The 26023-nt window shown below is 71.5% G+C and carries 21 protein-coding genes and 1 pseudogene; 16 read left to right on the plus strand and 6 right to left on the minus strand.

The genetic code is table 11. The features are described from left to right. Nucleotides 1-9 precede the first annotated feature (9 nt). Nucleotides 10-1158 (minus strand): lipid-transfer protein, encoded by a 1149-nt coding sequence (locus QF037_RS26745; RefSeq protein WP_307029377.1) that lies wholly within the window; start codon nt 1156-1158, stop codon nt 10-12. Nucleotides 1159-1252: 94 nt separating this feature from the next. Between QF037_RS26745 and QF037_RS26750 the strand changes: the two genes are divergently transcribed. Beyond that, the gene (locus tag QF037_RS26750) at nt 1253-2830 is read left to right on the plus strand and encodes a FadD3 family acyl-CoA ligase (protein ID WP_307029378.1); all 1578 of its coding nucleotides are present in this window, start codon (nt 1253-1255) and stop codon (nt 2828-2830) included. A 103-nt stretch (nt 2831-2933) separates the two neighbouring features. Here QF037_RS26750 and QF037_RS26755 read toward each other — a convergent pair whose 3' ends face one another. Both QF037_RS26755 and QF037_RS26760 read right to left on the minus strand, forming a co-directional pair. Beyond that, nucleotides 2934-3134 (minus strand): hypothetical protein, encoded by a 201-nt coding sequence (locus QF037_RS26755; RefSeq protein WP_307029380.1) that lies wholly within the window; start codon nt 3132-3134, stop codon nt 2934-2936. Nucleotides 3135-3358: 224 nt separating this feature from the next. Then, nucleotides 3359-6313, minus strand: a complete 2955-nt coding sequence (locus tag QF037_RS26760) for an AfsR/SARP family transcriptional regulator (RefSeq protein ID WP_307029382.1) — start codon at nt 6311-6313, stop codon at nt 3359-3361. A 208-nt stretch (nt 6314-6521) separates the two neighbouring features. On the opposite strand from QF037_RS26760, the gene QF037_RS26765 reads away from it, so the two are divergent. The 7 genes and pseudogenes from QF037_RS26765 to QF037_RS51040 form a co-directional block, all read left to right on the plus strand. Then, a complete protein-coding gene (locus QF037_RS26765; RefSeq protein WP_307029384.1) occupies nt 6522-7763 on the plus strand; it encodes an amidohydrolase family protein in 1242 nt (413 codons plus the stop codon). A 14-nt stretch (nt 7764-7777) separates the two neighbouring features. Further along, the gene (locus QF037_RS26770) at nt 7778-8686 is read left to right on the plus strand and encodes an LLM class F420-dependent oxidoreductase (RefSeq protein WP_307037383.1); all 909 of its coding nucleotides are present in this window, start codon (nt 7778-7780) and stop codon (nt 8684-8686) included. Nucleotides 8687-8697: 11 nt separating this feature from the next. After that, a complete protein-coding gene (locus tag QF037_RS26775; RefSeq protein ID WP_307029386.1) occupies nt 8698-9468 on the plus strand; it encodes an SDR family NAD(P)-dependent oxidoreductase in 771 nt (256 codons plus the stop codon). A gap of 100 nt (nt 9469-9568) precedes the next feature. Next, complete coding sequence (locus QF037_RS26780) at nt 9569-10687, plus strand: LLM class flavin-dependent oxidoreductase (RefSeq protein ID WP_095046904.1); 1119 nt, start codon at nt 9569-9571, stop codon at nt 10685-10687. A 121-nt stretch (nt 10688-10808) separates the two neighbouring features. After that, nucleotides 10809-12539 (plus strand): N-acyl-D-amino-acid deacylase family protein, encoded by a 1731-nt coding sequence (locus QF037_RS26785; RefSeq protein ID WP_307029388.1) that lies wholly within the window; start codon nt 10809-10811, stop codon nt 12537-12539. Beyond that, entirely contained in the window at nt 12536-13987 is a 1452-nt protein-coding gene (locus QF037_RS26790) for an aldehyde dehydrogenase family protein (RefSeq protein ID WP_307029390.1), read from the plus strand. Before QF037_RS26785 ends, QF037_RS26790 begins: the two co-directional genes overlap by 4 nt. A 153-nt stretch (nt 13988-14140) precedes the next feature. After that, a pseudogene (locus tag QF037_RS51040) lies at nt 14141-14488 on the plus strand (alpha/beta fold hydrolase); the annotation flags it as partial. A 270-nt stretch (nt 14489-14758) separates the two neighbouring features. On the opposite strand, the gene QF037_RS26800 reads toward QF037_RS51040, so the two are convergent. After that, on the minus strand, nt 14759-15154 hold the full coding sequence (locus QF037_RS26800) for a nitroreductase/quinone reductase family protein (RefSeq protein ID WP_307029392.1): 396 nt from the start codon (nt 15152-15154) through the stop codon (nt 14759-14761). A gap of 36 nt (nt 15155-15190) precedes the next feature. Here QF037_RS26800 and QF037_RS26805 point away from each other — a divergent pair, with 36 nt between their 5' ends. Further along, nucleotides 15191-16024, plus strand: coding sequence for an endonuclease/exonuclease/phosphatase family protein (locus QF037_RS26805; protein WP_307029394.1), 834 nt, complete (start codon nt 15191-15193; stop codon nt 16022-16024). An 11-nt stretch (nt 16025-16035) separates the two neighbouring features. Here QF037_RS26805 and QF037_RS26810 read toward each other — a convergent pair whose 3' ends face one another. Beyond that, the gene (locus QF037_RS26810; RefSeq protein WP_307029396.1) at nt 16036-17553 is read right to left on the minus strand and encodes a CehA/McbA family metallohydrolase; all 1518 of its coding nucleotides are present in this window, start codon (nt 17551-17553) and stop codon (nt 16036-16038) included. 129 nt (nt 17554-17682) lie between these two features. Here QF037_RS26810 and QF037_RS26815 point away from each other — a divergent pair, with 129 nt between their 5' ends. The 3 genes from QF037_RS26815 to QF037_RS26825 all read left to right on the plus strand — a co-directional run bounded on the left by QF037_RS26815 (nt 17683) and on the right by QF037_RS26825 (nt 22396). Next, nucleotides 17683-18528, plus strand: coding sequence for an LLM class F420-dependent oxidoreductase (locus QF037_RS26815; protein WP_307029398.1), 846 nt, complete (start codon nt 17683-17685; stop codon nt 18526-18528). 169 nt (nt 18529-18697) lie between these two features. Next, entirely contained in the window at nt 18698-21283 is a 2586-nt protein-coding gene (locus QF037_RS26820) for a bifunctional FO biosynthesis protein CofGH (protein ID WP_307029400.1), read from the plus strand. A gap of 555 nt (nt 21284-21838) precedes the next feature. Beyond that, nucleotides 21839-22396 carry a L,D-transpeptidase gene (locus tag QF037_RS26825; RefSeq protein ID WP_307029402.1) on the plus strand — a complete coding sequence of 186 codons (558 nt, stop codon included), beginning with the start codon at nt 21839-21841 and terminating at the stop codon, nt 22394-22396. Here the strand turns inward: QF037_RS26825 and QF037_RS26830 are convergent. Continuing rightward, on the minus strand, nt 22393-22887 hold the full coding sequence (locus tag QF037_RS26830) for a DUF2165 domain-containing protein (protein WP_307029405.1): 495 nt from the start codon (nt 22885-22887) through the stop codon (nt 22393-22395). The two genes, QF037_RS26825 and QF037_RS26830, sit on opposite strands and share 4 nt — an antisense overlap. Before the next feature lie 396 nt (nt 22888-23283). Between QF037_RS26830 and QF037_RS26835 the strand changes: the two genes are divergently transcribed. From QF037_RS26835 to QF037_RS26850, 4 genes are all read left to right on the plus strand, one after another. Continuing rightward, on the plus strand, nt 23284-24066 hold the full coding sequence (locus QF037_RS26835; protein WP_307029407.1) for a helix-turn-helix domain-containing protein: 783 nt from the start codon (nt 23284-23286) through the stop codon (nt 24064-24066). Nucleotides 24067-24166: 100 nt separating this feature from the next. Then, complete coding sequence (locus tag QF037_RS26840) at nt 24167-24514, plus strand: DUF6247 family protein (protein ID WP_307029409.1); 348 nt, start codon at nt 24167-24169, stop codon at nt 24512-24514. Continuing rightward, nucleotides 24511-24771 (plus strand): hypothetical protein, encoded by a 261-nt coding sequence (locus QF037_RS26845; protein ID WP_307029411.1) that lies wholly within the window; start codon nt 24511-24513, stop codon nt 24769-24771. Before QF037_RS26840 ends, QF037_RS26845 begins: the two co-directional genes overlap by 4 nt. Nucleotides 24772-24906: 135 nt before the next feature. Further along, on the plus strand, nt 24907-26022 hold the full coding sequence (locus QF037_RS26850; protein ID WP_307029413.1) for an ADP-ribosylglycohydrolase family protein: 1116 nt from the start codon (nt 24907-24909) through the stop codon (nt 26020-26022). Nucleotide 26023 lies beyond the last annotated feature (1 nt).

Consider the following 26023-nt stretch of genomic DNA (forward strand, 5'->3'; position numbering starts at 1 on the left):
ATGCCTCCTTCAGGTCCTCAGGAGCAGCGCGGAGGTGGGGACCCCCTCGCCGGCGGTGACCAGGCAGGTCGCGGCGTCCGGGACCTGGGCGGTACTGGTCCCGCGGAGCTGCTTGACGCCTTCGTTGATGAGGTTGAAGCCGTGGACGTAGGCCTCGCTGAGCCCGCCCCCGCCGGTGTTGAGCGGCAGCCGCCCGCCGATCTCGAGGGCGCCCTGCTCGGTGAAGGCGCCGCCCTCCCCGCGCCCGCAGAAGCCGTAGCCCTCCAGGGAGAGCGGGATGAGAGCGGTGAAGGCGTCGTAGATCTGGGCGACGTCGACATCCTGCGGGGTGAAGTCGGCGTGCTTCCACAGATGCCGGGCGGCGGTCCAGGCCGGGCCGGTGAGCGGGTCGTCGTTCCAGTAGTTGACCATGCCGTGGTGCTGGGCGGGGAGCCCCTGGGCGGCGGAGTGGACGTAGACGGGCGCGCGGCGGCAGTCCCGTGCCCGCTCCCTGCTGACGACGACACACGCCAACGCCCCGTCGGTCTCCAGGCAGTTGTCGAAGAGACAGAGCGGCTCGCTGATCCAGCGGGAGGTCATGTACATCTCGCGGGTGAGGGGCCGTTCGTACATGACGGCCGCCGGATTCTGATTGGCCCTGTTGCGGCAGGCGAGGGCGACATTGAACAGATGGTCGCGGGTCGCGCCGTACTCGTGCATATAGCGGCGGGTGAGCATGGCGATCTCGTCGACGGGCCGGAGCAGGCCGTAGGGCCGGGTCCACTGGGCGGGAGTCGGCAGCTGAACGGTCGTGTTCCGCCAGGGCCGGGGCCCGGACCCCCGCTTGCGCGACCGCCAGGCCACTCCCACGCTCGCCTGCCCGGCGGCTATGGCGGCGGCGAGATGGCCGACGGTGGCACAGGAGCCCCCGCCCCCGTACCCGACCTTGCTGAAGAAGGTGAGGTCACCGAAGCCGACCGCCTTCGCGAGCTCCACCTCGTCGGTCTCCTCCATGGTGAAGGAGGCGAGGGCGTCCACCTCTCCCGGGGCGATACCGGCGTCGTCGAGGGCGGCGAGCACGGCACGGCAGGCGAGCGTTCTCTCGTCCTCGGGAAGGTTTCTCGCAAACGACGTCTGACCTATGCCGACGATGGCGGTGGCGTCCTTGAGTCCGGTCATGAGGCACCTCCGCGGGGCTGTCCTCCGGGCTGACAGTGCGTCAGGCTACAGCTAATCTGACGGGTAGTCAGCTACTGGGTTCTGGAGGCTGGTTGTGCGCGGAGACGTGGAGTGGGGCAGCGTTCCGGGTCTGGTCCGGTCGGCGGCCGAGCGGTACGCGGACGTGGAGGCCGTGGTGGAGGGCCGTACCCGGGTGACGTACGCCGAACTGGGCGCCCGGGTGGAGCGCGCGGCGGCGGCGTGCGTGGCGAACGGGGTGGAGGCGGGCGACCGGGTCGCGATCTGGGCCCCCAACTCCCTGGACTGGATGGTGTCGGCGCTGGGCGCGGTGTCGGCCGGCGCGGTACTGGTCCCGCTGAACACCCGGTTCAAGGGAACGGAGGCGGCGGACGTCCTGCGCCGCAGCGGAGCACGCCTGCTCTTCGTGACGGGGACGTTCCTGGGGACGTCGTACGTGGCGTCACTGCGGCGGGCGGTGGCGGAAGGTCCGGGGCTGCCGTCCCTGGCCCAGGTGGTGGTCCTGTCGGACGACGCCCCGGCCGACTACTGGACGTGGAAGGACTTCCTGGCGAGCGGCGAGGGAGTGGGCGAGGCGGAGGTGCGGGAGCGGGCGGCCTCGGTGCGCGGTTCGTGGCCCTCGGACATCGTCTTCACCTCGGGCACGACGGGCCGCCCGAAGGGCGCGGTGATCACGCATTCCCAGACGTTGCGGGCGTACGAGGTCTGGAGCGACCTCGCGGGCCTGCGCCAGGGCGACCGCTACCTGATCGTGAACCCCTTCTTCCACACCTTCGGCTACAAGGCGGGCGTGATCGCCTGTCTGATGCGGGGCGCGACGATGATTCCCCAGCCGGTGTTCAACGTGGACACGGCCCTGGCGAACATCGCGTCGGAACGCGTCTCGGTCCTCCCGGGCCCGCCGACCCTCCACCAGTCCCTGCTGGACCACCCGTCCCGCGACGCGTACGACCTGTCGGCCCTGCGCCTGGTGGTGACCGGCGCGGCGGTGGTCCCCCTGACCCTGGTGGAGCGCCTGCGGACCGAGCTGGGCGTGGAGACCGTCCTGACGGCGTACGGCCTGTCGGAGGCGAGCGGCGTGGTGACGATGTGCCGCCGCGGCGACGAGCCGACGGTGATCGCGTCGACGTCGGGGCGGGCGATCCCGGGAACGGAGGTACGGGTGGTGTCCGCCGACGGCCGGTCGGTGCCCCCGGGGGTCCCCGGTGAGGTGCTGGTCCGGGGCTTCAACGTCATGCGGGGCTACTACGAGGACGAGACGGCGACGGCGGAGGTCCTCGACCCGGACGGCTGGCTGCGCACGGGCGACGTGGGCGTCCTGGACGAGGCGGGCAACCTCCGCATCACCGACCGTCTCAAGGACATGTTCATCGTCGGCGGCTTCAACGCCTATCCGGCGGAGATAGAGCAACTCCTGGGCCTGCACCCGGACGTGGCCGACGTGGCGGTGATCGGCGTCCCGGACCCCCGGCTCGGGGAGGTGGGAAAGGCCTACGTCGTGCGCCGGGAGGGGGCCCTGGCAACGGGCGACGACCTGATCGCGTGGGCCCGCAGGGAAATGGCGAACTACAAGGTGCCGAGAGCGGTGGAGTTCGTGGCGGAACTCCCGCGCAACGCGAGCGGAAAGGTGGTCAAGGGGAAGCTGCGAGCATGACCGGCAGATCCGTCCCACCCCGGTGACTCCCGGACACGCCTCGGCCGCGACGGCTCCCCCTCCGCGCCGCCGCGGCCGATCCCCGTGCGGGAAAAAGGTCTGGTCAGACGGGCTCTTCCGTGACGTGGGTGTTGTCCGGAGTGACCACGCCGCCGTCGTCCACGTCGGTGACGTGGGTGTTGAGCGGCTTGATCGGGCTGCCCGTCACGTGCGTGTTGAGCGGCTTGATCTCCTCGCCGCTGTCCGCGTCGGTGACGTGGGTGTTGTCCGGCTTGACGACCGGGTCGGTCTCGCTGCTGCTCATGTGCTGCCTCCCCTGGGGCGGATCATTGTGAACTGAGAGCCCACCCGGTCACTCCCCCGTGGGTGCCCGGGTGGGCTGCTCGGGCCGCCCACCCTAAACCGTGAGCGCTGCGGCCTTACCTGCGATCCGTCTGCCCCCCGACGCGACGGATCGACAAGACAGAGACTGCCGGGCCGCGATAAACGAACGATGAACGCCGACGGCGACGGCCCCGTGTGGTGGGCTCAGGCGGCGGCGACAGGAGTGAGGAGCATGCGCACCTCGGCCGCCTCCGGCGAGTCCAACCGCTCGTAGATCTCCAGCGCCTCGCGCCAGCAGACCTGTGCCCTGCCGGAGTGGCCGATGCCGTTCAAGGCCCGGCCGAGGACCGTGAGGACGTGCCCCCGGCGCCATTCGCCCCCGATGCCCCTCAGCACCGTGAGCGCCATCTCGGCGTTGCTCGCCGCCAGGGCCGGCTTGCGCGCGTCCAGTTCGACTTCCGCCAGCCTGCAGAGGGTCATCCCCTCCCACAGGCGCTGACGGCTGTCGCGGAACACGCGGAGCGCCTCCACCAGTTGCGCGGAGGCCTCGGTGTGCTGTCCCGTCTTGCCGAGAGCCATTCCCAAGGCGTACAGGCCGTTGGCGCCTCGAAGGGTGTGTCCCAGCCCCTGGTAGATGTCGGTTCCCTGGCGGGCGAGTGCGACAGCCGTGTCGGCCCGCCCGGTGGCGAGATGGAGTCGCGACAGATTGCACAGCGGGCTGGCGGAACCCGCCATGTCGCCGCAGTCGCGGAACTTGTCGAGCGCCTGGCTGAAGTAGCGCTCGGCCTCCGAGTGGCGGTTCTTGTAGAAGGCGATGCTGCCGAGGATGTTCGCCGCCCAGCAGGAGGGCAGCGGGTCGTCCGTGGCCTCGGCGAGCCGGATGGCCTCCTGGGCCTCCGGGTACGCCAGGTCGAACTGGCCGGAGAACAGTCGCGCGTTGCTCAGCACGACGGAGGCCCGGCCCTCGGCGCGGATGTCCCCGGCCGTGCGTGCGGCATCGCGCAGGGCCGTGGCGGACGCCTCGTACTCCTTCGCGTTGGCACCCGACTCGGCGAGGTCGACGGAGGCCCACAGGAGGTCGATCGCGCGTCCCAGGGTGCTTCCCCGGGCCGACTGCCGTGCACAGGCGAGGAGCGGCACGGCTTCGGAGTACAGCCAGTCCCGGGCCGCCTGGCGGTCGGGGAACGCCAGGCCCGCGCCACCGGTCGGATACAGGTGATCCACCAGCCGGTCACCCGGCCGCTCGATCGCATAGACCCCCGCCGCCGTGGCCAGGTAGAAGTTCAGCAGCCGTGACAGCGCCGACCCCCTCTCGCTGGGCGGCCACTCGTCCCGCTCCGCACAAGCACGCGCGTAGAGTCGGACCAGGTCATGGAACCGGTACCGGCCGGGCGCCGCCGATTCCAGCAGGGACGTGTCGACCAGGGACTCCAGGAGGTCCTCGGTCTCCTCCGCCTCCAGGTCCAGTACCGCGGCCGCCGCGGCGAGCGAGATGTCCGGGCCGTCGGCCAGGCCGAGCAGCCGGAAGGCGCGGGCCTGGGCCGGCTCCAGCTGGCCGTAGCCCAGCTCGAACGTCGCCTTCACCGCGAGGTCCCCGGCCTGGAGTTCGTCCAGGCGCCGGCGCTCGTCCGCCAGCTTCGCCGCCAGGACGGACACCGTCCACGTGCGGCGGGCCGCGAGGCGAGAGGCGGCGATGCGGATCGCCAACGGCAGGAAGCCGCACGCCGCCACCACGTCCAGGGCGGCGTCCCGCTCGCTGCCCACCCGCTCCTCGCCCACGATCTTCGTGAAGAGCGCCAGCGCCTCGTCCGGCGACATCACGTCCAAGTCGACCAGGTGCGCCCCGGCGAGGTCCACCATCCGCACCCGGGAGGTCACCAGCGCCGCGCAGCCCTCCGTGCCCGGCAGCAGCGGACGTACCTGGGCCGCGTCCCGCGCGTTGTCCAGCAGCACCAGCACCCGGCGGCCGTCCAGGACCGAGCGGTACAGTGCCGCCCGCTCCTCCAGGGAGTCCGGGATCGCCGAGTCCGCCGTGCCCAACGCCCGCAGGAACGAGCCCAGTACGGTCTCCGGCTCCGCGGCCCGGGACCCGGCGCCCTGGAGGTCGACGTACAGCTGACCGTCGGGGAAGGCGCCGCGCGCCTGGTGTGCCACGTGCACCGCCAGGGTCGTCTTGCCCACGCCGCCGATGCCCGCCAGCGCCGACACCGCCATCACGCGGCCCTCCGCCGACGCCAGGACCTCGCTCAGTTCGGACACGAAGGACGCGCGGCCGGTGAAGTCCGGGACCGTGGCGGGAAGTTGCGCGGGGCGGACCGCGACGGAAGCTGGCTCCGGCTGCGGGGACGGCGGTTCCGCGAGCCCGGGGTCCGCCCGGAGGATGCGCTGCTGGAGGTCGCGCAGGCCCGGGCGCGGGTCGACGCCCAGCTCATCGGCCAGCAGCCGCCTGGTGTCGGCGTAGACCGCCAGCGCCTCCGCCTGGCGCCCGCTGCGGTAGAGGGCGAGCATGAGGAGTTCCCGCAGCCGCTCCCGGAGCGGGTGGGCCGCCGTCAGGGCCGTCAGTTCCGAGACGGCCTCCGCGTGGCAGCCCTGCTCCAGGTCCATGTCCAGGCGGGACTCGAGGAGTTGGAGCCGCCATTCCTCCAGCCTGACCCGCTGCGAGGAGGCGTACGGGCCCGGCACTCCCGCCAGGACCTCGCCGTCCCACAGGGCGAGCGCCCGGCCCAGCACCTCCCGTGCGTGGCACAGATCGCCGGCGCCCCGCGCCTTCTCCGCCTCCGTGGCCAGCTCCTGGGCCACCGCGAGGTCCAGCGCGCCCTCTCCCAGCGAGCGGATCGCGTACCCGCCCGACTCGCTCACCAGGACGTCGGGGTCCAGGACCTTGCGCAGCCGGGAGGCGTACGTCCGCAGTGCCGCCAGCGCCTGGGACGGTGACTCCTCGCCCCACAGGGCGTCGATCAGTTCGGCCGCGGTGGCCGTACGGCCCTCCCGCAGCAGCAGCGCGGCCAGCAGGGCCCGTTGCTGCGGGGAGCCCATGGGCAACGACTCCTCGCCGCGCCAGGCGCGGACCGGTCCGAGCACGCTGAAGCGCAGCGGCAGCTCCGGCTCCGCCGAGGAGCCGGGACGCCGCTGTTCAGGCACCCGCGGTACTCCGTCCATCGCCGTCCCCCTAGACACAGTGAGCAACGACGCCAGTTTGCCTTGTTCATGGCAGATGCGTCAGCTGTGGAGACCCCGATCACAGGGAGGCGCGCGGGATATCACAAGCCCCTCACGTGGTCTTCGCACACTTCCGCACATAAAGCGCCACAGTCGGTCGTCACCGGCGTAGCTGACGGGCCGTCAGATCGGCGCTACCGTGACCCCCATGACCGAGACCACGGACACCACCCCGGCCTTTCCGTTGATCATCTCCGTCGACGACCACACCGTGGAGCCGGCGGATGTCTGGCAGAACCGGCTTCCGAAGAAGTACCTGGACACCGGGCCCCGCATAGTCCGCGCCCCGCTGAAGGAAATGACCTTCCTCGGCGGCCGCTTCAAGCCCGTGATGGGCGCCCCCGGCTCCGACGGCCCCCTCGGCGACTGGTGGGTCTACGAGGACCTGCACCGGCCCCTCACCCGCCTCGACACCGCCGTCGGTTACAGCAGGGACGAGATCAAACTCGAAGTCATCACTTACGAGCAGATGCGGCAGGGCTCGTACGACGTCCCGTCCCGCCTCGCCGACATGGACGTCAACCACGTCCAGTCCGCCCTCTGCTTCCCGACCTTCCCCCGCTTCTGCGGCCAGACCTTCACCGAGGCCGCGGACCGTGAGCTGGGCCTGCTGTGCGTCCAGGCCTACAACGACTGGATGGTGGAGGAGTGGTGCGGGCCCGACGCCCGGGGACGGCTCATACCCCTGACCCTGATCCCGTTGTGGGACGCGGAGTTGGCCGCCGCGGAGGTACGGCGCAACGCCGCGCGCGGCGTCCGGGCCGTCGCCTTCTCCGAGATACCCCCGCACCTCGGCCTGCCCTCCGTCCACACCGACGACTGGGACCCCTTCCTCGCCGCCTGCGACGAGACCGGCACCGTCATCGCCATGCACATCGGCTCCTCCAGCCGCATGCCGTCCACCTCCGCCGACGCCCCGCCCGCCGTCGGCTCCACCATCACCTTCGCCAACTGCTGCTTCTCGATGGTGGACTGGCTGATGAGCGGCAAGTTCGAACGCTTCCCGCAGCTCAAGGTCATGTACGCCGAAGGGCAGATCGGCTGGATCCCCTACATCCTCGAACGCGCCGACGTGGTGTGGGAGGAGAACCGCGGCTGGGGCGGGGTCGCCGACAAGGTCCACCGGCCGCCGTCCGAACTGTTCGCCGAGCACGTCTACGGCTGCTTCTTCGACGACGCCTTCGGCCTGAAGAACCTCGACGCCATCGGGGTCGGCAACGTCCTCTACGAGACCGACTACCCGCACTCCGACTCCACCTGGCCCAAGTCCCGCGAGGTCGGCGAGGCCCAGATGGGACACCTGGCCCCCGACCTGGTCGAGCGGATCGTACGAGGCAACGCCATCGAGTTGCTCGGCCTCACCCCCGAGGGCCTGTGGAGCCGCACATGAAGCACACCAAGCGCATGGAGTACGGCATCCAGCTCCCCATCCAGTCCCAGAGCACCCTCTACACCGAGCCCTGGGAAACCGCAGCCACCCCCGCCGACCTCCTCGCCATCGCCCGGGCCGCCGACCGCGCCGGCTTCGCCTACATCGCCGGCTGCGACCACGTCGCCATCCCCCGCCGGCTCGCCCCCGCGATGAGCACGGTCTGGTACGACCCCGTCGCCACCCTCGCCTACCTCGCCTCCGCGACCGAGCGCGTACGCCTCCTCAGCCACGTCGCCGTGGTCGGGCTGCGCCACCCGCTGCTCACCGCCAAGCAGTACGCCACCCTCGACCATCTCAGCGGCGGCCGGCTGATCCTCGGGGTCGGGGCCGGGCATGTGCAGGAGGAGTTCGAGGCGCTCGGGTTCGACTTCCGGCAGCGGGGCGCGGTGCTCGACGAGTGCCTCGACGCCCTGCGCGCCTGCCTCGGGCCCGAGGAGTTCCCCGAACACCACGGCAAGCTCTACGACTTCGAGGGCCTCGGCCAGCGGCCCCGGCCGGCCCAGCCGCACGTCCCCCTCTGGGTCGGCGGCTCCTCGCCCGCGGCCGTCCGGCGCGCGGCGCTCAAAGGCGACGGCTGGCTGCCGCAGGGCGACCCGCGGGACCGGCTGCCCGCACAGATCGCCCGTATCCGGGAGCTGCGCCAGGACAGACGAGGCCCCTTCACCATCGGCGCCATCGCCGAGCCCCTCTACGTCGGCCGGCCCGCGTGGGAGGTCGGGCGCCGCACCCTCACCGGCGGCCCCGAGCAGCTCGCCGCATCTCTGCGGGCGTACGGCGAGATGGGCGTCGACCAGATCCAGGTCCGCTTCCGCAGCCGCGGCAGCGACGAACTCACCGATCAGATCGCCGCGTTCGGCACCGACGTGGCACCCCACCTCTGAGGAGTCACCGCATGGGCAAGCTGGACGGACGCGTCGTCATCGTCACCGGCGCGGCACGCGGACAGGGGGAACAGGAGGCGCGGCTCTTCAGGGAGGAAGGGGCCGACGTCGTGGTCGCCGATGTGCTCGACGACCAGGGGGAGGCCCTCGCGAAGGAGATCGGGGCGTCCTACGTCCATCTCGACGTGGGCGAGGAGGAGCAGTGGCGGTCGGCCGTCACGGCCGCGAAGGACGCGTACGGCCACATCGACGGGCTCGTCAACAACGCCGGCATCCTGCGCTTCAACTCCCTCCTCGACACCCCGCTCGACGAGTTCATGCAGGTCGTCCAGGTGAACCAGGTCGGCTGCTTCCTCGGCATCAAGACCGTCGCCCCCGAGATGACCGACGGGGGGACCATCGTCAACACCGCCTCCTACACGGGGGTCACGGGGATGGCGGCGGTCGGGTCGTACGCCGCCACCAAGCACGCCGTCCTCGGCCTCACGCGGGTCGCCGCGCTGGAGCTGGCGCGCCGCGGGATCCGCGTGAACGCCGTCTGCCCCGGGGCCATCGACACCGCCATGGCCAACCCCGCCCTCCTCGAGCCCGGGGGCGATGCCGAGGAGATCTCGCGCGCGGTCGGGAAGCTCTACCGCAAGCTCGTGCCGCTGGGGCGGATCGGGAAGCCGGAGGAGGTGGCGCGGCTCGCCCTCTTCCTGACCTCGGACGACTCCTCGTACATCACCGGGCAGCCCTTCGTGATCGACGGCGGGTGGATGGCGGGAGTCAGTCTCACCTGACGAGCCATCAGCTATTGACGCTCCATGCGGCCGGTGGAACAGTCTGGGCAGTGAATCTGACGATGCGTCAGGTAACGACTCGTGGGGACGGTGAACCTCCTTGGAATTCGGGCTCTTTGTACAGGGATACGTGGGCAAACGCGCCGAGACCGACCCGCTGGCCGAGCACAAGGCGCTGATGGAGGAGACCGAGTACGTCATCCAGGCGGACAAGTCCGGGTTCAAGTACGCCTGGGCCTCCGAACACCACTTCCTGGAGGAGTACTCGCACCTCTCCGCGAACGACGTCTTCCTGGGATACCTGGCGCACGCGACGGAACGGATCCACCTCGGATCAGGGATCTTCAATCCTCTCGCCCAGGTCAACCACCCGGTGAAGGTCGCCGAGAAGGTCGCCATGCTCGACCATCTCACCGGAAACCGCTTCGAGTTCGGGAGCGGACGGGGAGCCGGGTCGCACGAGATCCTCGGCTTCCTTCCCGGCATCACCGACATGAACTACACCAAGGAGATCTGGGAAGAGACCATCGCCGAGTTCCCCAAGATGTGGCTCCAGGACGAGTACGTCGGCTTCCAGGGCAAGCACTGGCAGCTGCCGCCGCGCAAGGTGCTGCCGAAGCCGTACGGGAAGTCGCACCCCGCGATGTGGTACGCCGCCGGGTCGCCGCCGTCGTACGGGATGGCGGCGCGCAAGGGGCTCGGGGTGCTCGGCTTCAGCATCCAGAAGGTGTCCGACATGGAGTGGGTGCTGGAGAAGTACAAGACGGCGATCGTGAACGCGGAGCCGATCGGGGACTTCGTCAACGACAACGTGATGGTGACGACGACCGCGATCTGCGCGCCCACGCACGCGGAGGCGATCGAGGTCGCGGTCAACGGGGGGCTGCACTATCTGCCCTCGCTGGTGTTCCGGTACCACGACACGTTCCCTCGTCCCGAGGGGTTCCCGGTGTGGCCGGAGACGTTGCCGGAGTACACCGCGGAGTTCGTGGAGCTGCTCATCGAGGAGGAGCTGCTGATCTGCGGGGATCCGGACGAGGTGCTCACGCAGTGCAAGCGGTGGGAGCAGGCGGGGGCGGATCAGTTGAGCTTCGGGTTGCCGGTGGGGGTGCCGAAGGAGGAAACCCTTCAGACGATTCGGCTCATCGGTGAGCATGTGATTCCGAAGATCGATACGGATCCTGTGCATCGGACTTCCCGGTTCCGGGCTGCCTCTTAATCGCCGTTGCGGGGTGCGGGTTCGCTGTGGCTGGTCGCGCTCACGCGGCGGTAGCCGCAAATTGACACAGCCCCGCGCCCCTAGGTGGGTCATCCCGCCGTCCATCAGGAGGTGAACCCCCATGCTCGATCACGTCATCAAAGGGGCGACCGTTGTCGACGGGACCGGCGCCCCCGCCATCACCGCCGACGTCGGCATACGCGACGGGCGTATCGCCGTCATCGGTCAGATCACCGAAGAAGCCCGCACCACCGAGGACGCCACCGGCCTCGTCCTCGCCCCCGGGTTCGTGGACCCCCACACGCACTACGACGCCCAGCTGTTCTGGGACCCCTACGCGACCCCCTCCCTCAATCACGGCGTCACGACCGTCGCCGCCGGGAACTGCGGTTTCACGCTTGCGCCCCTCCATCCCGACCGGCCCGAGGACGCCGACTACACGCGTCGGATGATGTCCCGGGTCGAGGGGATGTCGCTGGTCGCCCTGGAAGAAGGGGCGCCCTGGAGCTGGAGCTCCTTCGGGGAGTATCTGGACGCTCTTGAGGGGCGGATCGCGGTCAACGCCGGGTTCATGGTGGGGCATTGCGCCCTGCGGCGATATGTCATGGGGGCGGAGGCGGTCGGCGGACAGCCCAGTGAGGAGCAACTCGGCGAGATGCTGGGGCTGTTCCACGCGGCCATGGACGCCGGGGCCTGGGGGTTGTCCACCACCCAGTCGTCCACGCACTCCGACGGAGACGGACAGCCCGTCGCCTCCCGGCACGCCGAGCCCGCCGAACTCATCGCTCTGGCCAAGGCGGTCGGTGAGCACGAGGGGACGCAGATCGAGGCGATCGTCGCCGGGTGTCTCGACCAGTTCAGCGACGCCGAGATCGATCTGTTCGTGGAGATGACCGCGGCGGCGGGACGGCCCCTCAACTGGAACGTCCTCACCATCGACGCCTCCGTCCCCGAACGCGTGCCCCGGCAGCTGTTCGCCAGTGAGCAGGCACGGAAGGCCGGCGGGCGGATCGTCGCGCTGACCATGCCGATCCTCACGCCGATGAACATGTCGCTGGGCACCTTCTGCGCGCTGAACCTCATCCCCGGGTGGGGACCGATCCTCGGGCTGCCCGTGCCCGAGCGGATCGCCAGGCTCCGGAACCCGGACGTACGGGCCGAGATGCTCCGGCGCGCCGACTCCAAGGAGGCGGGCGTCTTCCGGCGGCTCGCGCACTTCGGGCGGTACGTCATCGGCGACACGTACAGCGAGGCGAACCGTGGGCTCAGCGGGCGGGTCGTGCGGGACATCGCCGAGGAGCGGGGGCAGGACGCCTTCCAGTGTCTCGTCGAGATCTGCGCCGCCGACGATCTGCGGACGGTCCTGTGGCCCATGCCCACCGACAACGACCCCGCCTCCTGGGCGCTGCGCGCCGAGACCTGGCGGCACGAGGACGTCATGCTCGGCGGGTCCGACGCGGGGGCGCATCTGGACCGGATGTGCGGGGCGCCGTACACGACCCGGTTCATCGGGGACTGTCTGCGCGGGCGGAAGCTCGCCACCCTGGAGCAGGCGGTGAAGATGCTCACCGACGACCCGGCCCAGCTCTTCGGACTCAGGGAACGCGGGCGGATCCAGGAGGGCTTCCATGCGGACCTCGTGCTCTTCGACCCGGAGCGGATCGCCGCGGGCACGGCCACCCTGGTGCACGACCTGCCGGGTGACAGTCCGCGGCTGGACTCCAAGGCCCTCGGGATACGGGCCGTGTGGGTCAACGGGGTCGAGGCGATCCGGGACGACGTGGTGAGCGGGGCCGTGCCGGGCAAGGTGCTGCGGTCGGGGCGGGACACCCGGACGGTGGCGACCAAGTGACCTCGAAGCAGCGGCTGTTCGTCGGCGGGGCGTGGACCGAGCCGGAGGGCGGGCACTACGAGGTCGTCGATCCGGCGACCGAGCGGACCGTCGGGTGGGCACCGGAGGCCTCGCGGGATCAGGTGCACGCGGCCTGTGCCGCGGCCCGCGAGGCCTTCGGTCCGTGGTCGCGCACGGCGCCCGAGGAGCGGGCGGCGATCCTCGCACGGGCCGCCGATGTCATCCGGTCCCGGTTCGTGGAGTACGCCGAGCTCGCCCAGGCCGAGACCGGTGCCACGACCGGGACCGCGCGGGCGATGCAGGTCGGGGTCGCCGCCGCCCGCTTCCAGCGGTACGCGCGCGTGGAGCCCGCCGAGTGGGCGATCCCACCGCAGATCAACGAGGCCGGACCCATGGGCAGGGCGGGGATCATGGGCGCGCTCGCCGTCCGTCAGCCCGTGGGGGTCGTCACCTGCATCACCTCGTACAACAACCCCTGGGCCAACCCGGCCGGCAAGATCGCCCCCGCCCTCGCCATGGGCAACACGGTCGTCGTGAAGCCCGCCCCGCAGGACCCGCTGTCGGTGTACCGGATGGCCGAGGCGCTGGAGGCCGCCGGGGTGCCGAGGGGCGTGGTCAACGTGGTCTCCGGCCGGTCCGTCGAGGTCGGCGAGGCCGCCGTGGACTCGCCCGACGTCGACATGGTCTCCTTCACCGGCTCCACCGCGGTCGGACAGCGCATCGGCGAGGTGTGCGGGCGCGCCATGAAACGGCAGCTCATGGAGCTGGGCGGGAAGGGGGCGGCCCTCGTCTTCGACGACGCGGACATCGCCTCCGCCGTGGCCGGGATCGGGACCACCTTCTCCTTCTACAGCGGGCAGATCTGCACCGCGCCGACCCGGGTGCTGGCGCAACGCGGGGTGTATCAGCGGCTCGTGGACGGTCTCGCCGCGTATGCCGGGCATCTGAAGGTGGGGGATCCGCGGGCGGCGGACACCGTCGTCGGGCCGGTGATCTCCGCCGGGCACCGGGAGCGGGTGGAGTCCTACGTCGACATCGGGCGCAAGGAGGGCGCGGTGGTGGTCGCGGGCGGCGAGAGGCCCTCGTACGACCATGGCTTCTACGTCGCTCCCACCCTCCTCGCCGACTGCACGAGCGGGATGCGGGTCGTCCGGGAGGAGATCTTCGGACCGGTCGTGTCCGTGGTGCCCTTCGATGACGCGGAGGAGGGCATCGCCCTCGCCGGCGACTCCGAGTACGGCCTCATCGACTACGTCTGGTCCGGGGACGTGGCGCGTGCCTTCCGCGTGGCGCGGCGGCTGCGGGCCGGCGGGGTGGGGGTGAACACCGTCGGGCGGAACATGGAGGCGCCGTTCGGGGGGTTCAAGAAGAGCGGGGTCGGACGGGACGTCGGGTCGTACGCGCTGCACGCGTACAGCGAGGTGCAGGCGATCGTCTGGCCGGGGTGACGGGGGGCACGGGCGGGGACGGGGTCCCGGTCACGCCGCTGCATCCCGGGATCGCGGACCCAAGGTGCTGGGAACCCGTACTGCCGGACCTCGTCGCGCGCCACCGCGTGATCCTCCCCCACTCTCCGGCTTCGCTCGAGCGGGGGCACCCCCATCGACGCCCGGAGGTTCGGGCGTTCGCCGAGCCCGACCGCCACCTACTCCCTCGCCGAGGATCTGCGGGCCGTGCTCGACCACTTCGGGGTGGGGCGCGCGGTGCTCGTCGGTACGAGCATGGGCGGGGTGACCGCGGTCAGCGGGGCGCTGAACGAGCAGTCGCGGGTGGCGGGGCTGGTGCTGCTCGTGCCGGGAGTCACCGGCTACCCGGATCTGGAGGACCCCGAACTGACGGCACGGATCGCCGAGTTGGCCACCGCGGGAGACATGGGCGGTCTGCTCGCCCCGGCCCTGGAGACCTGGGCCGCGGCCGGCACACCCCCCGACGCGCGGGCCGCGGAGTGGCTGCGGGCGGCGATCCCGGCCTGGTTCACGACGTACGGCCACCAGACCGAGGGCCCCCCGGCCTTCCCCCGCCTCGGCGAACTGGCCATGCCCTGCGTGCGCCCTCCTCCTCGGCGAGAAGGACACGCCCAGGACGGTCCGCTGCAACGAGGACATGGCCGCCCCGATCCCGGACTGCCACCTCGTACGCCTGCCGGACTGCGACCATCTGCCGACGCTGCGGGCGCCCGAGGCGGTGCGCGACCTGGTGCTGGAGATGTGCGCCAGGTCCTAGCCGTCCAGGTCCACTCGCACCGTCAGCAGTCCCGACCCCATCGCCCGCACGGCCGTGCTGTTCATGCGCGGCAGACCCCGCAGCCGGGCGATCGGGTCGTCGTCGGGCAGGAGATGGGCCGTTCCGGTGTGCCAGCGGCCGCGGAGACGGACCCGGACGCGCGGGTCGGCCTTGATGTTGCGGACGTACTGGGAGCGTTCGCCGAATTCCGAGACCAGCCAGAAGGAGTCCCCGACCCGGCGGCCGCCGACCGGGGTCGGGCGGGGGAGACCGGAGGTGCGACCGGTCGTCTCCAGGAGGGTCTGGAAGGGGAGGCGGCGCAGGATCGGGTTGCCGATCCGGCGCTGGAGGGCGGACACGGCACGGTACTTGCGTTCGTTGTGGCGGGGCATGGTTACTGAGTCTCCAGGAGATTCGGGTGGTGGGCCATGCGTGTGGTGACGTGGAACCTGTGGTGGCGCTTCGGTCCGTGGGCCGAGCGGCAGAAGGCGATTGTCGCCGTCCTGCGGGAACTGCGGCCCGATGTCGTGGGCTTGCAGGAGGTGTGGGCCGATCGCGGCAGCGGGGAGAACCTCGCCGCCTGGCTCGCCGGGGAGCTCGGACTGCACTGGACCTGGGCCGCCTCGAACGCGCCCGAGCGCTGGCAGCGGCGGATCGGGGACCCGACGGTCGATATCGGCAACGCGGTGCTGAGCCGCTGGCCGGTGCTGGAACAGGACGTCCTGCGCCTGCCCGCCCCGGCCGACCTCGACGACGGCCGCCTCGCCCTCTATACGCGGCTGGCCGCCCCCGGCCACCCCCTCCCCTTCTTCACCACCCACCTCGCCTCACCCCTGCACGCCTCGGCCGTACGCCGTGAACAGGTCACCGCCCTCGCCGAGTTCGTCGCCGCACACCGGGACGGCACCGCCTTCCCGCCCGTTGTGACCGGCGACTTCAACGCCTCGCCCGACTCCGACGAGGTCCGCCTCTTCGGCGGCCTGCGGACCGCGCCCGTCGTCCCCGGCCAGGTCTTCTTCGACGCGTGGGAGTACGCCGACCCGGCCGCCCCCGCCACCACCTGGGGCCCGGCGAACCCGTATGTCCACCCGGGCCTGGGACCGGGCGGCCGCATCGACTACATCCACGTCGGCGGCCCGGCCGGGCCGGCGGGGGAGGGCACGGTGCTGGGGGTGCGGCGGGCCGGGGACGGACCGGTGGACGGGGTGTGGCCGTCCGATCACGCGGCGGTCGTCGCCGACCTCGCGTCCCGGCATCCGTGATCCGCCCGGGCCTAGTGGACGCGGCCCAGGAAGATCGGGTTGGTGAACGCCGCCAGCGCGCCCGGCAGCGGTCCGGCCGCCGTCTCGTGCCGCAACTCCGCCCGCACGTACGCCGCGTAGGCAGGCGTGGTCCGCCACTCGAACACCCCCGACCCCGCGACCGGCAGGGGCCCGCCGGTGAACAGCACCCCCTGATCGGTCACGAACCGGACGGTGCAGCGGGGCGCGCCCGCCACCTCCAGGCGTACCGTCACCGGCGTATCCGGGGCGGCCTCCAACCGCCCGCCGATACCGGTGTGTTCGCCCTTGCCGCCCGTCGCCGTGAAGCTCAGGGACACGTCCTTCGACTCGGCGACATACGACCGCCCGGCCCGGATCCCCTCCTGGATCGCCTCGCGGGACAGGTCGTCGGCGAGGACGACGGTCTGGGGCAGGCCGACGACGTCCGGGTCCCGGTGGGCGTCGCTGTTGCCCATGGCCGGAATCCAGTCCCGTCCCTCGCGTACGGACGCCACGAGCATGCCGTCCCAGTCGGCCAGCGCCACCTCGTCGTCGGGCGTGTAGGGGCCGTTCCACACCTCGACCGCGTCCGCCTCGCCGAAGCCGAACTTCCAGTTGCAGCCGATGCAGGTGGCGTGCGGATGGGCGGGGACGACCAGCCCCCCGGCCTTGCGGATCCGGCGGGCGAAACGGCCGAACCGGTGGTCGCGGGCCCGGTAGCGCCAGTCGACGAAGGTGCCCGGGTCGGTGCCGAGCGCCACCACATGGCCGTTCCTGGTGGTGACCTCCTCGCCCAGCATGATCAGCAGGTCGTCCCCCGCCTCGTCGGCCCAATGGGCGTGCGCCGCATGGGTGTTGTGCTCCGAGGTGTTGATGAAGTCCAGGCCCGCCGCCCGCGCGAGGGCCGCGATCTCGGCCGGGGTGCGGCGGCCGTCGGAGTACCAGGAGTGCAGATGGCAGTCGCCCCGGTACCAGGCACGGCCCCGCCCCTTCGCCCGCCCGGGCGGGTAGACCGGCTCGACGACGGGGCCCTGCTCGCCGTAGGTGAGCGTGACGGTGATCTCGTACGACAGCCCCTGCGGCGCCACCGTGTACGGACCGAGCGCGATGTGCCAGGTACCCGCGCGCACCCGCCCCGGGAGGTACCCCGGCGTCGCGTCGTCGGCGCGGAGGAAGAACTCGCTGCGGGCCCCTCCCGACCAGCCCCGGAAGCCCGGCCCGCCCAGCTCCGTCCCCCGCTCGTCGAAGATGCCGATGTCGAGGGCGTTGCCGGCCGTGCCCGCCGGGACGGAGGGGCGGTCGTAGGTGTAGGAGACCTTGATCTCCCGCACGCCGGACGGGACGTCGACCGGCACGTACACGAAGTCGGGGGACCCGGTGGGCAGGGTGCCCCGGATCGTCCTGGTCTCCTGGTCACCGTCGGCGGCCGCGGCGAAGGTCACGCTTCCCAACGTAAGCGCGGCGGCGGTTCCCGTCACGAGGAGTGTGCGTCTTCCGATGCTGTGATGGAGCTCGTTGTCGTCACACATGCCTCAACTCTCCCGGACGTCCGTGAACTGCCGTGGAGAGACAGGGGAATTGGGGCGACAGAGAAACCCGGCCGAAGATGCCGACCAGTCGGTATGGACAGATGTGGCCCCTCCGGGTACAGATAGGGCATGCGTATCTCCGCGACGATCTTCCTCACCGACGAGACGATCACCCCGACCCGGCTCGCCCCTGAGCTGGAGCAGCGGGGGTTCGCCGGCCTGTACCTGCCCGAGCACACCCACATCCCGGTGGAGCGTGTGACGCCGTACCCGGCGGGTGGCGAGCTGCCCCCCGAGTACGGCCGCACCCTGGACCCCTTCGTCGCGCTCGGCCAGGCGGCGGCGGTGACCGAGCGCCTCGGCCTCGGCACCGGCATCACCCTGGTCGCCCAGCACGACCCGATCGACCTCGCCAAGCAGATCGCGACGCTGGATCATCTGTCGGGCGGCCGGTTCACCCTCGGCCTCGGCTTCGGCTGGAACGTCGAGGAAGCCGCCGACCACGGCGTCGCATGGCGTACCCGGCGGGAGCTGGTGCGGGACCGGATGGCCCTGATGCGCGCGCTGTGGTCGGAGGAACCGGCCGCGCACGAGGGCGAGTTCGGGAGCGTACGGCCCTCGCACGCGTACCCCAAGCCGGTCCAGAAGCCGCGCGGCCCGGTGGTGGGGCCACGGACCCTGGTCGGCGGCGCGGCGGGCCCGAAACTCTTCTCCCACATCTGCGAGTACGCCGACGGGTGGCTGCCGATCGGCGGGCGCGGCCTGACGGAGTCGCTGCCGGTGCTGCGCGCCGCCTGGGCGGACGCGGGCCGCGACCCGGAGGCCCTCCAGATCGTCCCGTACGCCGTCTTCCCGACCCCGGGCAAGCTCGCGCACTATGCGGAACTCGGCATCGAGGAGGTCGTGGTGCAGCTGCCGCCGGCGGGCGAGTCGGAGGTGCTGCGGTTGCTGGACGAATACGCCGCGTACTTGTGATCCAGAGCTGTGCAGCCCCCACCCAGGGGCGCGGGGCTGTGTCGATGTGCGGCTGCCGCCGCGCGGGCGCGATCAGCCACAACGAACCCGCACCCGCCAACGCACCACAACCCCCCAAGACAACCCCCGACCCTGCTGAACCGGCGGAGCCCCTCCGTATGCTCGAAGGATGACGACTTCCGCGACCCCCGGAACCGGCCCGACCGAGAACTCCATGCGTCGCGCCCTCAAACGCGCCCGTGACGGCGTGGCCCTCGACGTCGACGAGGCCGCGGTCCTCCTCCAGGCCCGCGGCGCGGCCCTCGACGATCTCACCGCCTCCGCCGCCCGCGTCCGTGACGTGGGCCTTCAGGCGGCGGGCCGTCCCGGTGTCATCACGTACTCGAAGAGCGTCTTCATCCCCCTGACCCGGCTGTGCCGGGACAAATGCCACTACTGCACGTTCGTGACCGTCCCCGGCAAGCTGCGCCGCGCCGGGCACGGAATGTTCATGTCCCCTGACGAGGTGCTCGACATAGCCAGGCGCGGGGCCGCGCTGGGTTGCAAGGAAGCGTTGATCACTCTGGGCGACAAGCCGGAGGACCGCTGGCCGGAGGCTCGAGAGTGGCTCGACGCGCACGGCTACGACGACACCATCGCCTACGTCCGCGCCATCTCCATCCGCATCCTGGAGGAGACGGGCCTGCTGCCCCACCTGAACCCCGGCGTGATGTCGTGGACGGACTTCCAGCGTCTGAAGCCGGTCGCGCCGTCGATGGGCATGATGCTGGAGACGACGGCCACCCGCCTCTGGTCGGAGCCGGGCGGCCCGCACCACGGCTCCCCCGACAAGGAACCGGCCGTCCGCCTGCGGGTGCTGGAGGACGCGGGCCGCTCGTCGGTCCCCTTCACCAGCGGCATCCTCATCGGCATCGGCGAGACCTACGAGGAGCGGGCGGAGTCCCTCTTCGCGCTGCGCCGCGTCGCCCGCTCCTACCACGGCATCCAGGAACTGATCATCCAGAACTTCCGCGCCAAGCCGGACACCGCGATGCGCGGCATGCCGGACGCGGAGCTGGACGAACTGGTGGCGACCGTGGCGGTGGCGCGGCACATCATGGGCCCGTCGGCCTGTCTGCAGGCCCCGCCGAACCTGGTCGACTCCGAGTACGAACGTCTCATCGGCGCCGGCATCGACGACTGGGGCGGGGTCTCGCCGCTGACGATCGACCATGTGAACCCCGAGCGCCCCTGGCCCCAGATCGAGGAGCTGGCCGAGCGTTCGGCCGCCGTCGGCTTCTCCCTGCGGGAACGCCTCTGCGTGTACCCGGAGTTCGTGGGGCGCGGCGAGCCGTGGCTGGACCCGCGGCTGCTGCCGCACGTACGGGCGCTGGCGGACCCGGAGACGGGACTGGCACGTCCCGACGCCGTCGTGGAGGGCCACCCCTGGCAGGAGCCGGAGGAGGCGTTCGTGTCGTCGGGCCGTACGGACCTCCACACCACCATCGACACGGAGGGCCGTACGTCCGACCGCCGCGACGACTTCGACGAGGTGTACGGCGACTGGGGCGCCCTGCGGGAGGCGGCGGCACCCGGGATGGTCCCGGAGCGGATCGACACGGACGTACGCCAGGCGCTGCGGGTGGCGGCCGACGACCCGACCCGTCTGACAGACGCGGAGGCGCTGGCGCTGCTGCACGCGGACGGCCCGGCCCTGGACGCGCTCTGCGGTGTCGCGGACGACGTCCGCAAGTCGGCGGTCGGTGACGACGTCACGTACATCGTCACGCGGAACATCAACTTCACCAACGTCTGCTACACCGGCTGCCGCTTCTGCGCGTTCGCGCAGCGCCGCACGGACGCGGACGCCTACACCCTGTCCCTGGACCAGGTGGCCGACCGCGCCCAACAGGCGTGGGAGGTGGGCGCGGTGGAGGTCTGCATGCAGGGCGGCATCCACCCGGACCTGCCGGGGACGGCGTACTTCGACATCGCGAAGGCGGTGAAGGAACGGGTCCCGGGGATGCATGTCCACGCGTTCTCCCCGATGGAGGTGGTGAACGGCGCGACCCGCACCGGGATGTCGATCCGTGAGTGGCTGACGACGGCTAAGGAGGCGGGGCTGGACTCCGTCCCCGGCACCGCGGCGGAGATCCTGGACGACGAGGTCCGCTGGGTCCTGACCAAGGGCAAGCTGCCGACGGCGACGTGGATCGAGGTCATCACGACGGCGCACGAGGTGGGCATCCGCTCCTCGTCGACGATGATGTACGGCCACGTGGACCAGCCCAGGCACTGGCTGGGCCACCTTCGCACCCTGGCCGGCATCCAGCAACGCACGGGCGGCTTCACGGAGTTCGTGACGCTCCCCTTCATCCACACCAACGCGCCGGTGTACTTGGCGGGCATCGCGCGCCCCGGACCGACGATGCGGGACAACAGGGCGGTGACGGCGATGGCCCGTCTCCTCCTGCACCCCCACATCCCCAACATCCAGACCAGCTGGGTGAAGCTGGGCTCGGAGGGAGCGGCGGAGATGCTGCGCTCGGGCGCGAACGACCTCGGCGGCACGCTGATGGAGGAGACGATCTCGCGGATGGCGGGCTCGTCGTACGGCTCCTACAAATCGGTGCGTGACCTGGTGGCGGTCGCGGAGTTGGCGGGCCGCCCCGCGAGGCCGCGCACGACGCTCTACGGCGAGGTCCCGGAGGAACGCCAGCGGGCGGCAACGGCATCCGACGGCCATCTGCCGGAGCTGCTGCCGGTGCTGGACTGAGAGCGACGCCAGGCGGGGCGCGGGGCGGCCCGCGGGCCGGGCTGGACCGGGGCCAGGGGGAAGGCGGGGCTGGTCTTGGGGCTCGGGCTGGGCCAGGGGCGCGGGCCGGGCCGGGCTGGAATGGAGGCGCGGGCGCGGGCCGGGCCGAGGCGAGGGGGAAGGCGGGGGCTGGGTCACGGGCTGGGCTGGGCTGGAGGCGTGGGCGCGGGCCGGGGCTGGGCGAGGGGGAAGGCGGGGGCTGGGTCACGGGCTGGGCTGGGCTGGACTGGAGGCGTGGGCGCGGGCCGGGGCTGGGTGAGGGGGAAGGCGGGGGGCTGGGCATCGGGCTTGGGCTGGGCCGCGGGCGTGGGCTGGGCCGGAGGCGTGGGTGTGGGCCGCGGGCGGGGCGAGGGGGAAGAGGCTGAGCGGCCTTGGCGAGGTCGAGTGCGGCACCGCGCCCCGTAAGGAACGTACTGCCCTTCCAGCGGAGCGCTTGGGCTTGGGGCGGGAGCTCGGGGTGGCTCACAGTACGATGATCGGACCCCTGTTTGTCCGGAGGGGGCCGTAGCTGAGGAGATGCGTGCCGTGCCTGCCCCGAAGGTCTGGGTGACCGGTCTGACGGTGGGGGCGATAGCCGCCGTCGCGGTCCTCGCCGTCAAGGCGGACGAGGGCACGAAGCCCACGGCCGCCCCTCGCCCGAGCGCCTCCGCCTCGGCGCATCCCTCTGCCTCCCCCACGAAGTCGACGCCCGCCGCGGTGCCGGACGACTCCGGCACCGGTCGGCGGATCGTCTACTCCCTCGCCGAGAAGCGGGTCTGGCTGGTCGACGCGAGCGACGCGGCCCAGCGCACCTTCCCGGTCTGGCCGGGCACGGTGAGCCCCGACCCCGGCACCTACAAGGTCGACGTCCGCCGCGACGCCACGACCGGCTCCGACGGCGTCCAGATCGAGCACATCATCTACTTCGCCAGCAAGTCGGGCCTCTCCATCGCCTTCTCCAACGCGGTGGACGGCTCATCGCCGCCCGCGGTCGCCTCCAGCGCGCAGACGAGCGGCATCCGCATGGCGAAGGCGGACGGCTCGGCGCTGTGGACGTTCGGGGAGACGGGGACGTCGGTGGTGGTGGTCGCCTAGCGTTCGGCGGACGGCAACTGCACCACCACGAGCGTGACCCCGCTCAGCAGGAACACCCGCAGCGCCGCGTCCAGCCCGTTCCAGTTCTCCGACTGCCACATCGAGAACCACTCGCCGCCGATCGCGATGAACCCGGCACCGAAGAGCAGCATCACCATGAGCAGGCCGTACGTGGAGAAGCGCCGGGCGCGCAGGTCGTCGCGCCGGGTCCACAGCCAGGTGCCGTAGATCAGCACCAGGGCCGCGATCACCTCCCACACGATGATCGCGACGTACGCCGTGTCCTGAAGCCCCTTACTGGTGATGGCCCGCCACATCAGGTCGTCGTCCTTGAAGGTGGTGTCCATCGCCAGGACATGCTGGACGAACGCCTGGTTCGTCCCGAAGTCGGTGATGTTCCCGAAGGCGACGAGGCCCATGTAGAGGGCGACGGTCGCCGTGAGCAGGGTGCCGGTGAGATGGAGTGCGCTGCGTGGGGATGTCGTGGCCATGGCGATCAGCTTTCCCCGTCGGCGCCCGCGGTACGCCGTACGCATTGAGCCAGAGTGGCCGACGCCGGGCGACCGGGTCCCGCGGATCCCGGATGCGGCGACAGCCGACGCGGGACCCGCTGACTGCAAGACCGTACGGGCGAAACTGGCACCGGATCGCGGGGCGTCATGACCCGGTCGTGCGCGACATCAAAGACCAAAGAACCGGGGAAAGAACCAAACCCACCCCCACCGCCCCCGTTGATCACTCTCCGGAGTGAATCTCGCCAACTCGGCTGGCGTGGCAGGGGCGTTGTGGTGCAGCGTCTGCGGAAACAACTCCAGACATACTTCGGCCCTCGCGGGGACGGCAATCCCGCTGCGAGGGCCTGATCACCCAGGAAGAAGCGCTTCCCGATGACTGACAAGCACCCTAGCGCGCCCGCGCCCGCGAAGACCCGGCAATCCCACTCCGGTGTCATCCATGTGAATGAACCCCACACCGAGAACTTCACCGTGGTCGGCAATCACCTCGCCCAGCACCCCGAGTTGTCGCTGATGGCGATCGGCCTCGCGGTCCATATCCAGTCGCTGCCCGCCGGGGTTTCGATCGGGATCAAGACGTTGGCGGGGAAGTTCCCGGAAGGAGAGATCCGGATCGCCGCCGCGCTGCGGGAGCTGGAGGAACACGGATACCTCACGCGTGCCAGGGAGCGTCTTCAATCGGGGCAAGTGACGACCCGGACGACCTCGTACAACAAGCCGCGGACGGCGACGACGCCGGTTTCCGAGCCCGCTGCCCCGGCTGCGGCTCCTCCAAAGACGCCCGAACAGAAGTCACCGGCCGCCGATCTGCTGACCCGCCTGCGTACCCATGACTCCCGCCTCCTGCTGTCCGAACGGGACGTACGGCGGCTGGTCCCGGACGTCGCGGCGTGGCTTGAGCGGGGCGTGCCCGCCACCGTCGTGGAGCGGACCCTGACGAGCGGCCTGCCGCAGGATGCGATCAAGCACCCGGCGGCCTTCCTGGCCCACCGCCTCACCGCGCTGCTGCCGCCGCCCCTCCCCATCGTGCCTCCGCCGCCTCCCGTCCACGTCCCCCGCCCGGACCCCTTCCACACCTGCGACGGCTGCGAGCGGGCCTTCAGGGCCCCGCAACCAGGCCGGTGCCGGGACTGCCGCATGTCCGGCGCGGCGTAGAGACGCTGAGGGCGATCCCATGACGAGCGCCGCCCAGGCACCGCGCCAGGTACTCCGCCGGTACCGTACGAGGACCGAGCCACCCGCACCGGAGGTCACCGTGAGCGCCCAGACCGACGGCCCGTACGGACCGCTGATTCCCATGCCCGAACTCACCCCGGACGCATTGCGGGCGGCTGTCACACGGATTGCTCCGAGCCGGGTCCCGGCGCTCACGCAACACCTCTTTGAGGCCACGACGAACGCGCAGCAGACGCAGAGCCTGGCACCGTTGCGGGCTTTCGTGCACTCCTGGGCGGTCTTCGTGGCGATCGAGCGGCACCCGGAGCGAGCCGCCCGGCTGCGTGAGCTGGAGCGGCTCGTGGACGCGGGAGAGCAGGACCCGGCAGCGGCCATCGCAGAGATCCGCGGGATCCGGGAGACGGCCGAGGCGGAGGCCGGGCTGTGACGGACTGGGCCTGGGACTACAACCCGAGCGCCGAGTACGTCACAGAAGGGCTGCCGCCCGGCGTGGTGGCGGAGGTCGAACGGCTCGCCACCGAGCTGGCCGCACTTGGTCATGACTCGGTGAAGGTCGGCAGGCCGCTGGACCGCGAGGGCGGGCTGCGCGAGTTCGACATCCTCGGGGGGCGCGGTTTCATCAGCTTCCTGGCCGTGCCTCGCCACGAGTGTGTCTACGTCTGCAACGTGACTTGGTACGGGTGATACCTGACCACCCGGGCCCATTTCTGACCACTCCGGGCACACCCCCCATACCCCTACGCCCCTGAACCGACCGTTCCTGGTCGATTACAGTGCTGAATCGTCGTGTACGCGGGCGGTGCCGCTGGGGAGGTCTTGGTGGGTGCGACAGCCGGGGCCATATGGGGCCGTGTCGAGCAGCAGGACTTTCGGAGCCGGGTGCGGGGGACGTTGCTCGGGGCCGCCGTCGGGGATGCGCTCGGGGCGCCCGTCGACCAGCTCGATCTCGAGGGGATACGGGAGGCGTACGGCGCCGAGGGCGTCGTCGATCTCGGTGCCGCCTATGGCAGACGCGGGGCCGTCACTCATCTCACCCAGCTCACCCTCTTCTCCGTCGACGGGCTCATACGGGCCCAGGTGCGCCGCGACATAGGGGCCTGGCATCCGCCCACCGATCTGCACCGGGCGTATCTCCGATGGGCCGCCACCCAGCGGGACTGGGGGCCCGACGAGCGGCGCAAGGAAGACGGGTGGCTCGCCAGGGAGGAGTGGCTGTACGCCCGGCGTGACCCCGCCCGCTCGCTGCTCGTCGGGTTCGGCGACGAGAACATGGGGACCCTCGAGGCCCCCAAGAACCCCGGCGAGGCGGGGCCCGAGGCGGCCGCGCGGTCCGCGCCCTTCGGGCTGCTCGTCGGATGGGAGCCGCAGCTCGTCGCACAGCTCGCGGTGGAGTGCGCCGCGCAGACGCACGGGCACCCGGTCGCGTACCTCTGCGCCGGGGCGTACGCCGTCATCGTGCACGCGCTGGCCCGCGGCGAGAGCCTCGACGGGGCCGTGCAGCGGGCGCTGGCGCTGCTGGCCGCCCGGCCGGGGCATCAGGCCGTCTCGGACGCGTTGCAGCACGCGCTGGGCGCCGTACGGCAGGGCATGCCGACCCCGGGGCGGGTCGGGGAGCTCATGGGGGAGGGGACGGCCGAGGGGCTGCTCGCCGTCGCCGTGTACTGCGCCCTCGTCGGCGAGGACGTCCGTCAGGGGCTCTGCCTCGCCGTCAACCACGACGGGCCCTCCGCCGCGGCCGGCGCCCTCACCGGCGGGCTCCTCGGCGCCCTGCACGGCGAAACGGCCCTCCCGCCGGCCTGGCTGGCCGAGCTGGAGGGCCGTCCCACGTTGCTGGAACTCGCGGACGACTTCGCCATGGAGATGACCCAGGGGCCCGCGCTCCACGGTCCGGCGGGGTCGTCCCCGGGATGGCTGGCCCGGTACCCGAGGGGCTGAC

The sequence above is a fragment of the Streptomyces canus genome, assembly GCF_030815415.1.
Lineage (GTDB): Bacteria > Actinomycetota > Actinomycetes > Streptomycetales > Streptomycetaceae > Streptomyces > Streptomyces canus_F.

What these genes read in the sequence shown, in the direction of transcription:
- QF037_RS26745 (WP_307029377.1), bottom strand. Translation starts at nt 1,158, where the DNA reads ATGACCGGACTCAAGGACGCCACCGCCATCGTCGGCATAGGTCAGACG.
- QF037_RS26755 (WP_307029380.1), bottom strand. Translation starts at nt 3,134, where the DNA reads ATGAGCAGCAGCGAGACCGACCCGGTCGTCAAGCCGGACAACACCCAC.
- QF037_RS26760 (WP_307029382.1), bottom strand. Translation starts at nt 6,313, where the DNA reads ATGGACGGAGTACCGCGGGTGCCTGAACAGCGGCGTCCCGGCTCCTCG.
- QF037_RS26765 (WP_307029384.1), top strand. Translation starts at nt 6,522, where the DNA reads ATGACCGAGACCACGGACACCACCCCGGCCTTTCCGTTGATCATCTCC.
- QF037_RS26770 (WP_307037383.1), top strand. Translation starts at nt 7,778, where the DNA reads ATGGAGTACGGCATCCAGCTCCCCATCCAGTCCCAGAGCACCCTCTAC.
- QF037_RS26775 (WP_307029386.1), top strand. Translation starts at nt 8,698, where the DNA reads ATGGGCAAGCTGGACGGACGCGTCGTCATCGTCACCGGCGCGGCACGC.
- QF037_RS26785 (WP_307029388.1), top strand. Translation starts at nt 10,809, where the DNA reads ATGCTCGATCACGTCATCAAAGGGGCGACCGTTGTCGACGGGACCGGC.
- QF037_RS26800 (WP_307029392.1), bottom strand. Translation starts at nt 15,154, where the DNA reads ATGCCCCGCCACAACGAACGCAAGTACCGTGCCGTGTCCGCCCTCCAG.
- QF037_RS26805 (WP_307029394.1), top strand. Translation starts at nt 15,191, where the DNA reads ATGCGTGTGGTGACGTGGAACCTGTGGTGGCGCTTCGGTCCGTGGGCC.
- QF037_RS26810 (WP_307029396.1), bottom strand. Translation starts at nt 17,553, where the DNA reads ATGTGTGACGACAACGAGCTCCATCACAGCATCGGAAGACGCACACTC.
- QF037_RS26815 (WP_307029398.1), top strand. Translation starts at nt 17,683, where the DNA reads ATGCGTATCTCCGCGACGATCTTCCTCACCGACGAGACGATCACCCCG.
- QF037_RS26820 (WP_307029400.1), top strand. Translation starts at nt 18,698, where the DNA reads ATGACGACTTCCGCGACCCCCGGAACCGGCCCGACCGAGAACTCCATG.
- QF037_RS26825 (WP_307029402.1), top strand. Translation starts at nt 21,839, where the DNA reads ATGCGTGCCGTGCCTGCCCCGAAGGTCTGGGTGACCGGTCTGACGGTG.
- QF037_RS26830 (WP_307029405.1), bottom strand. Translation starts at nt 22,887, where the DNA reads ATGGCCACGACATCCCCACGCAGCGCACTCCATCTCACCGGCACCCTG.
- QF037_RS26835 (WP_307029407.1), top strand. Translation starts at nt 23,284, where the DNA reads ATGACTGACAAGCACCCTAGCGCGCCCGCGCCCGCGAAGACCCGGCAA.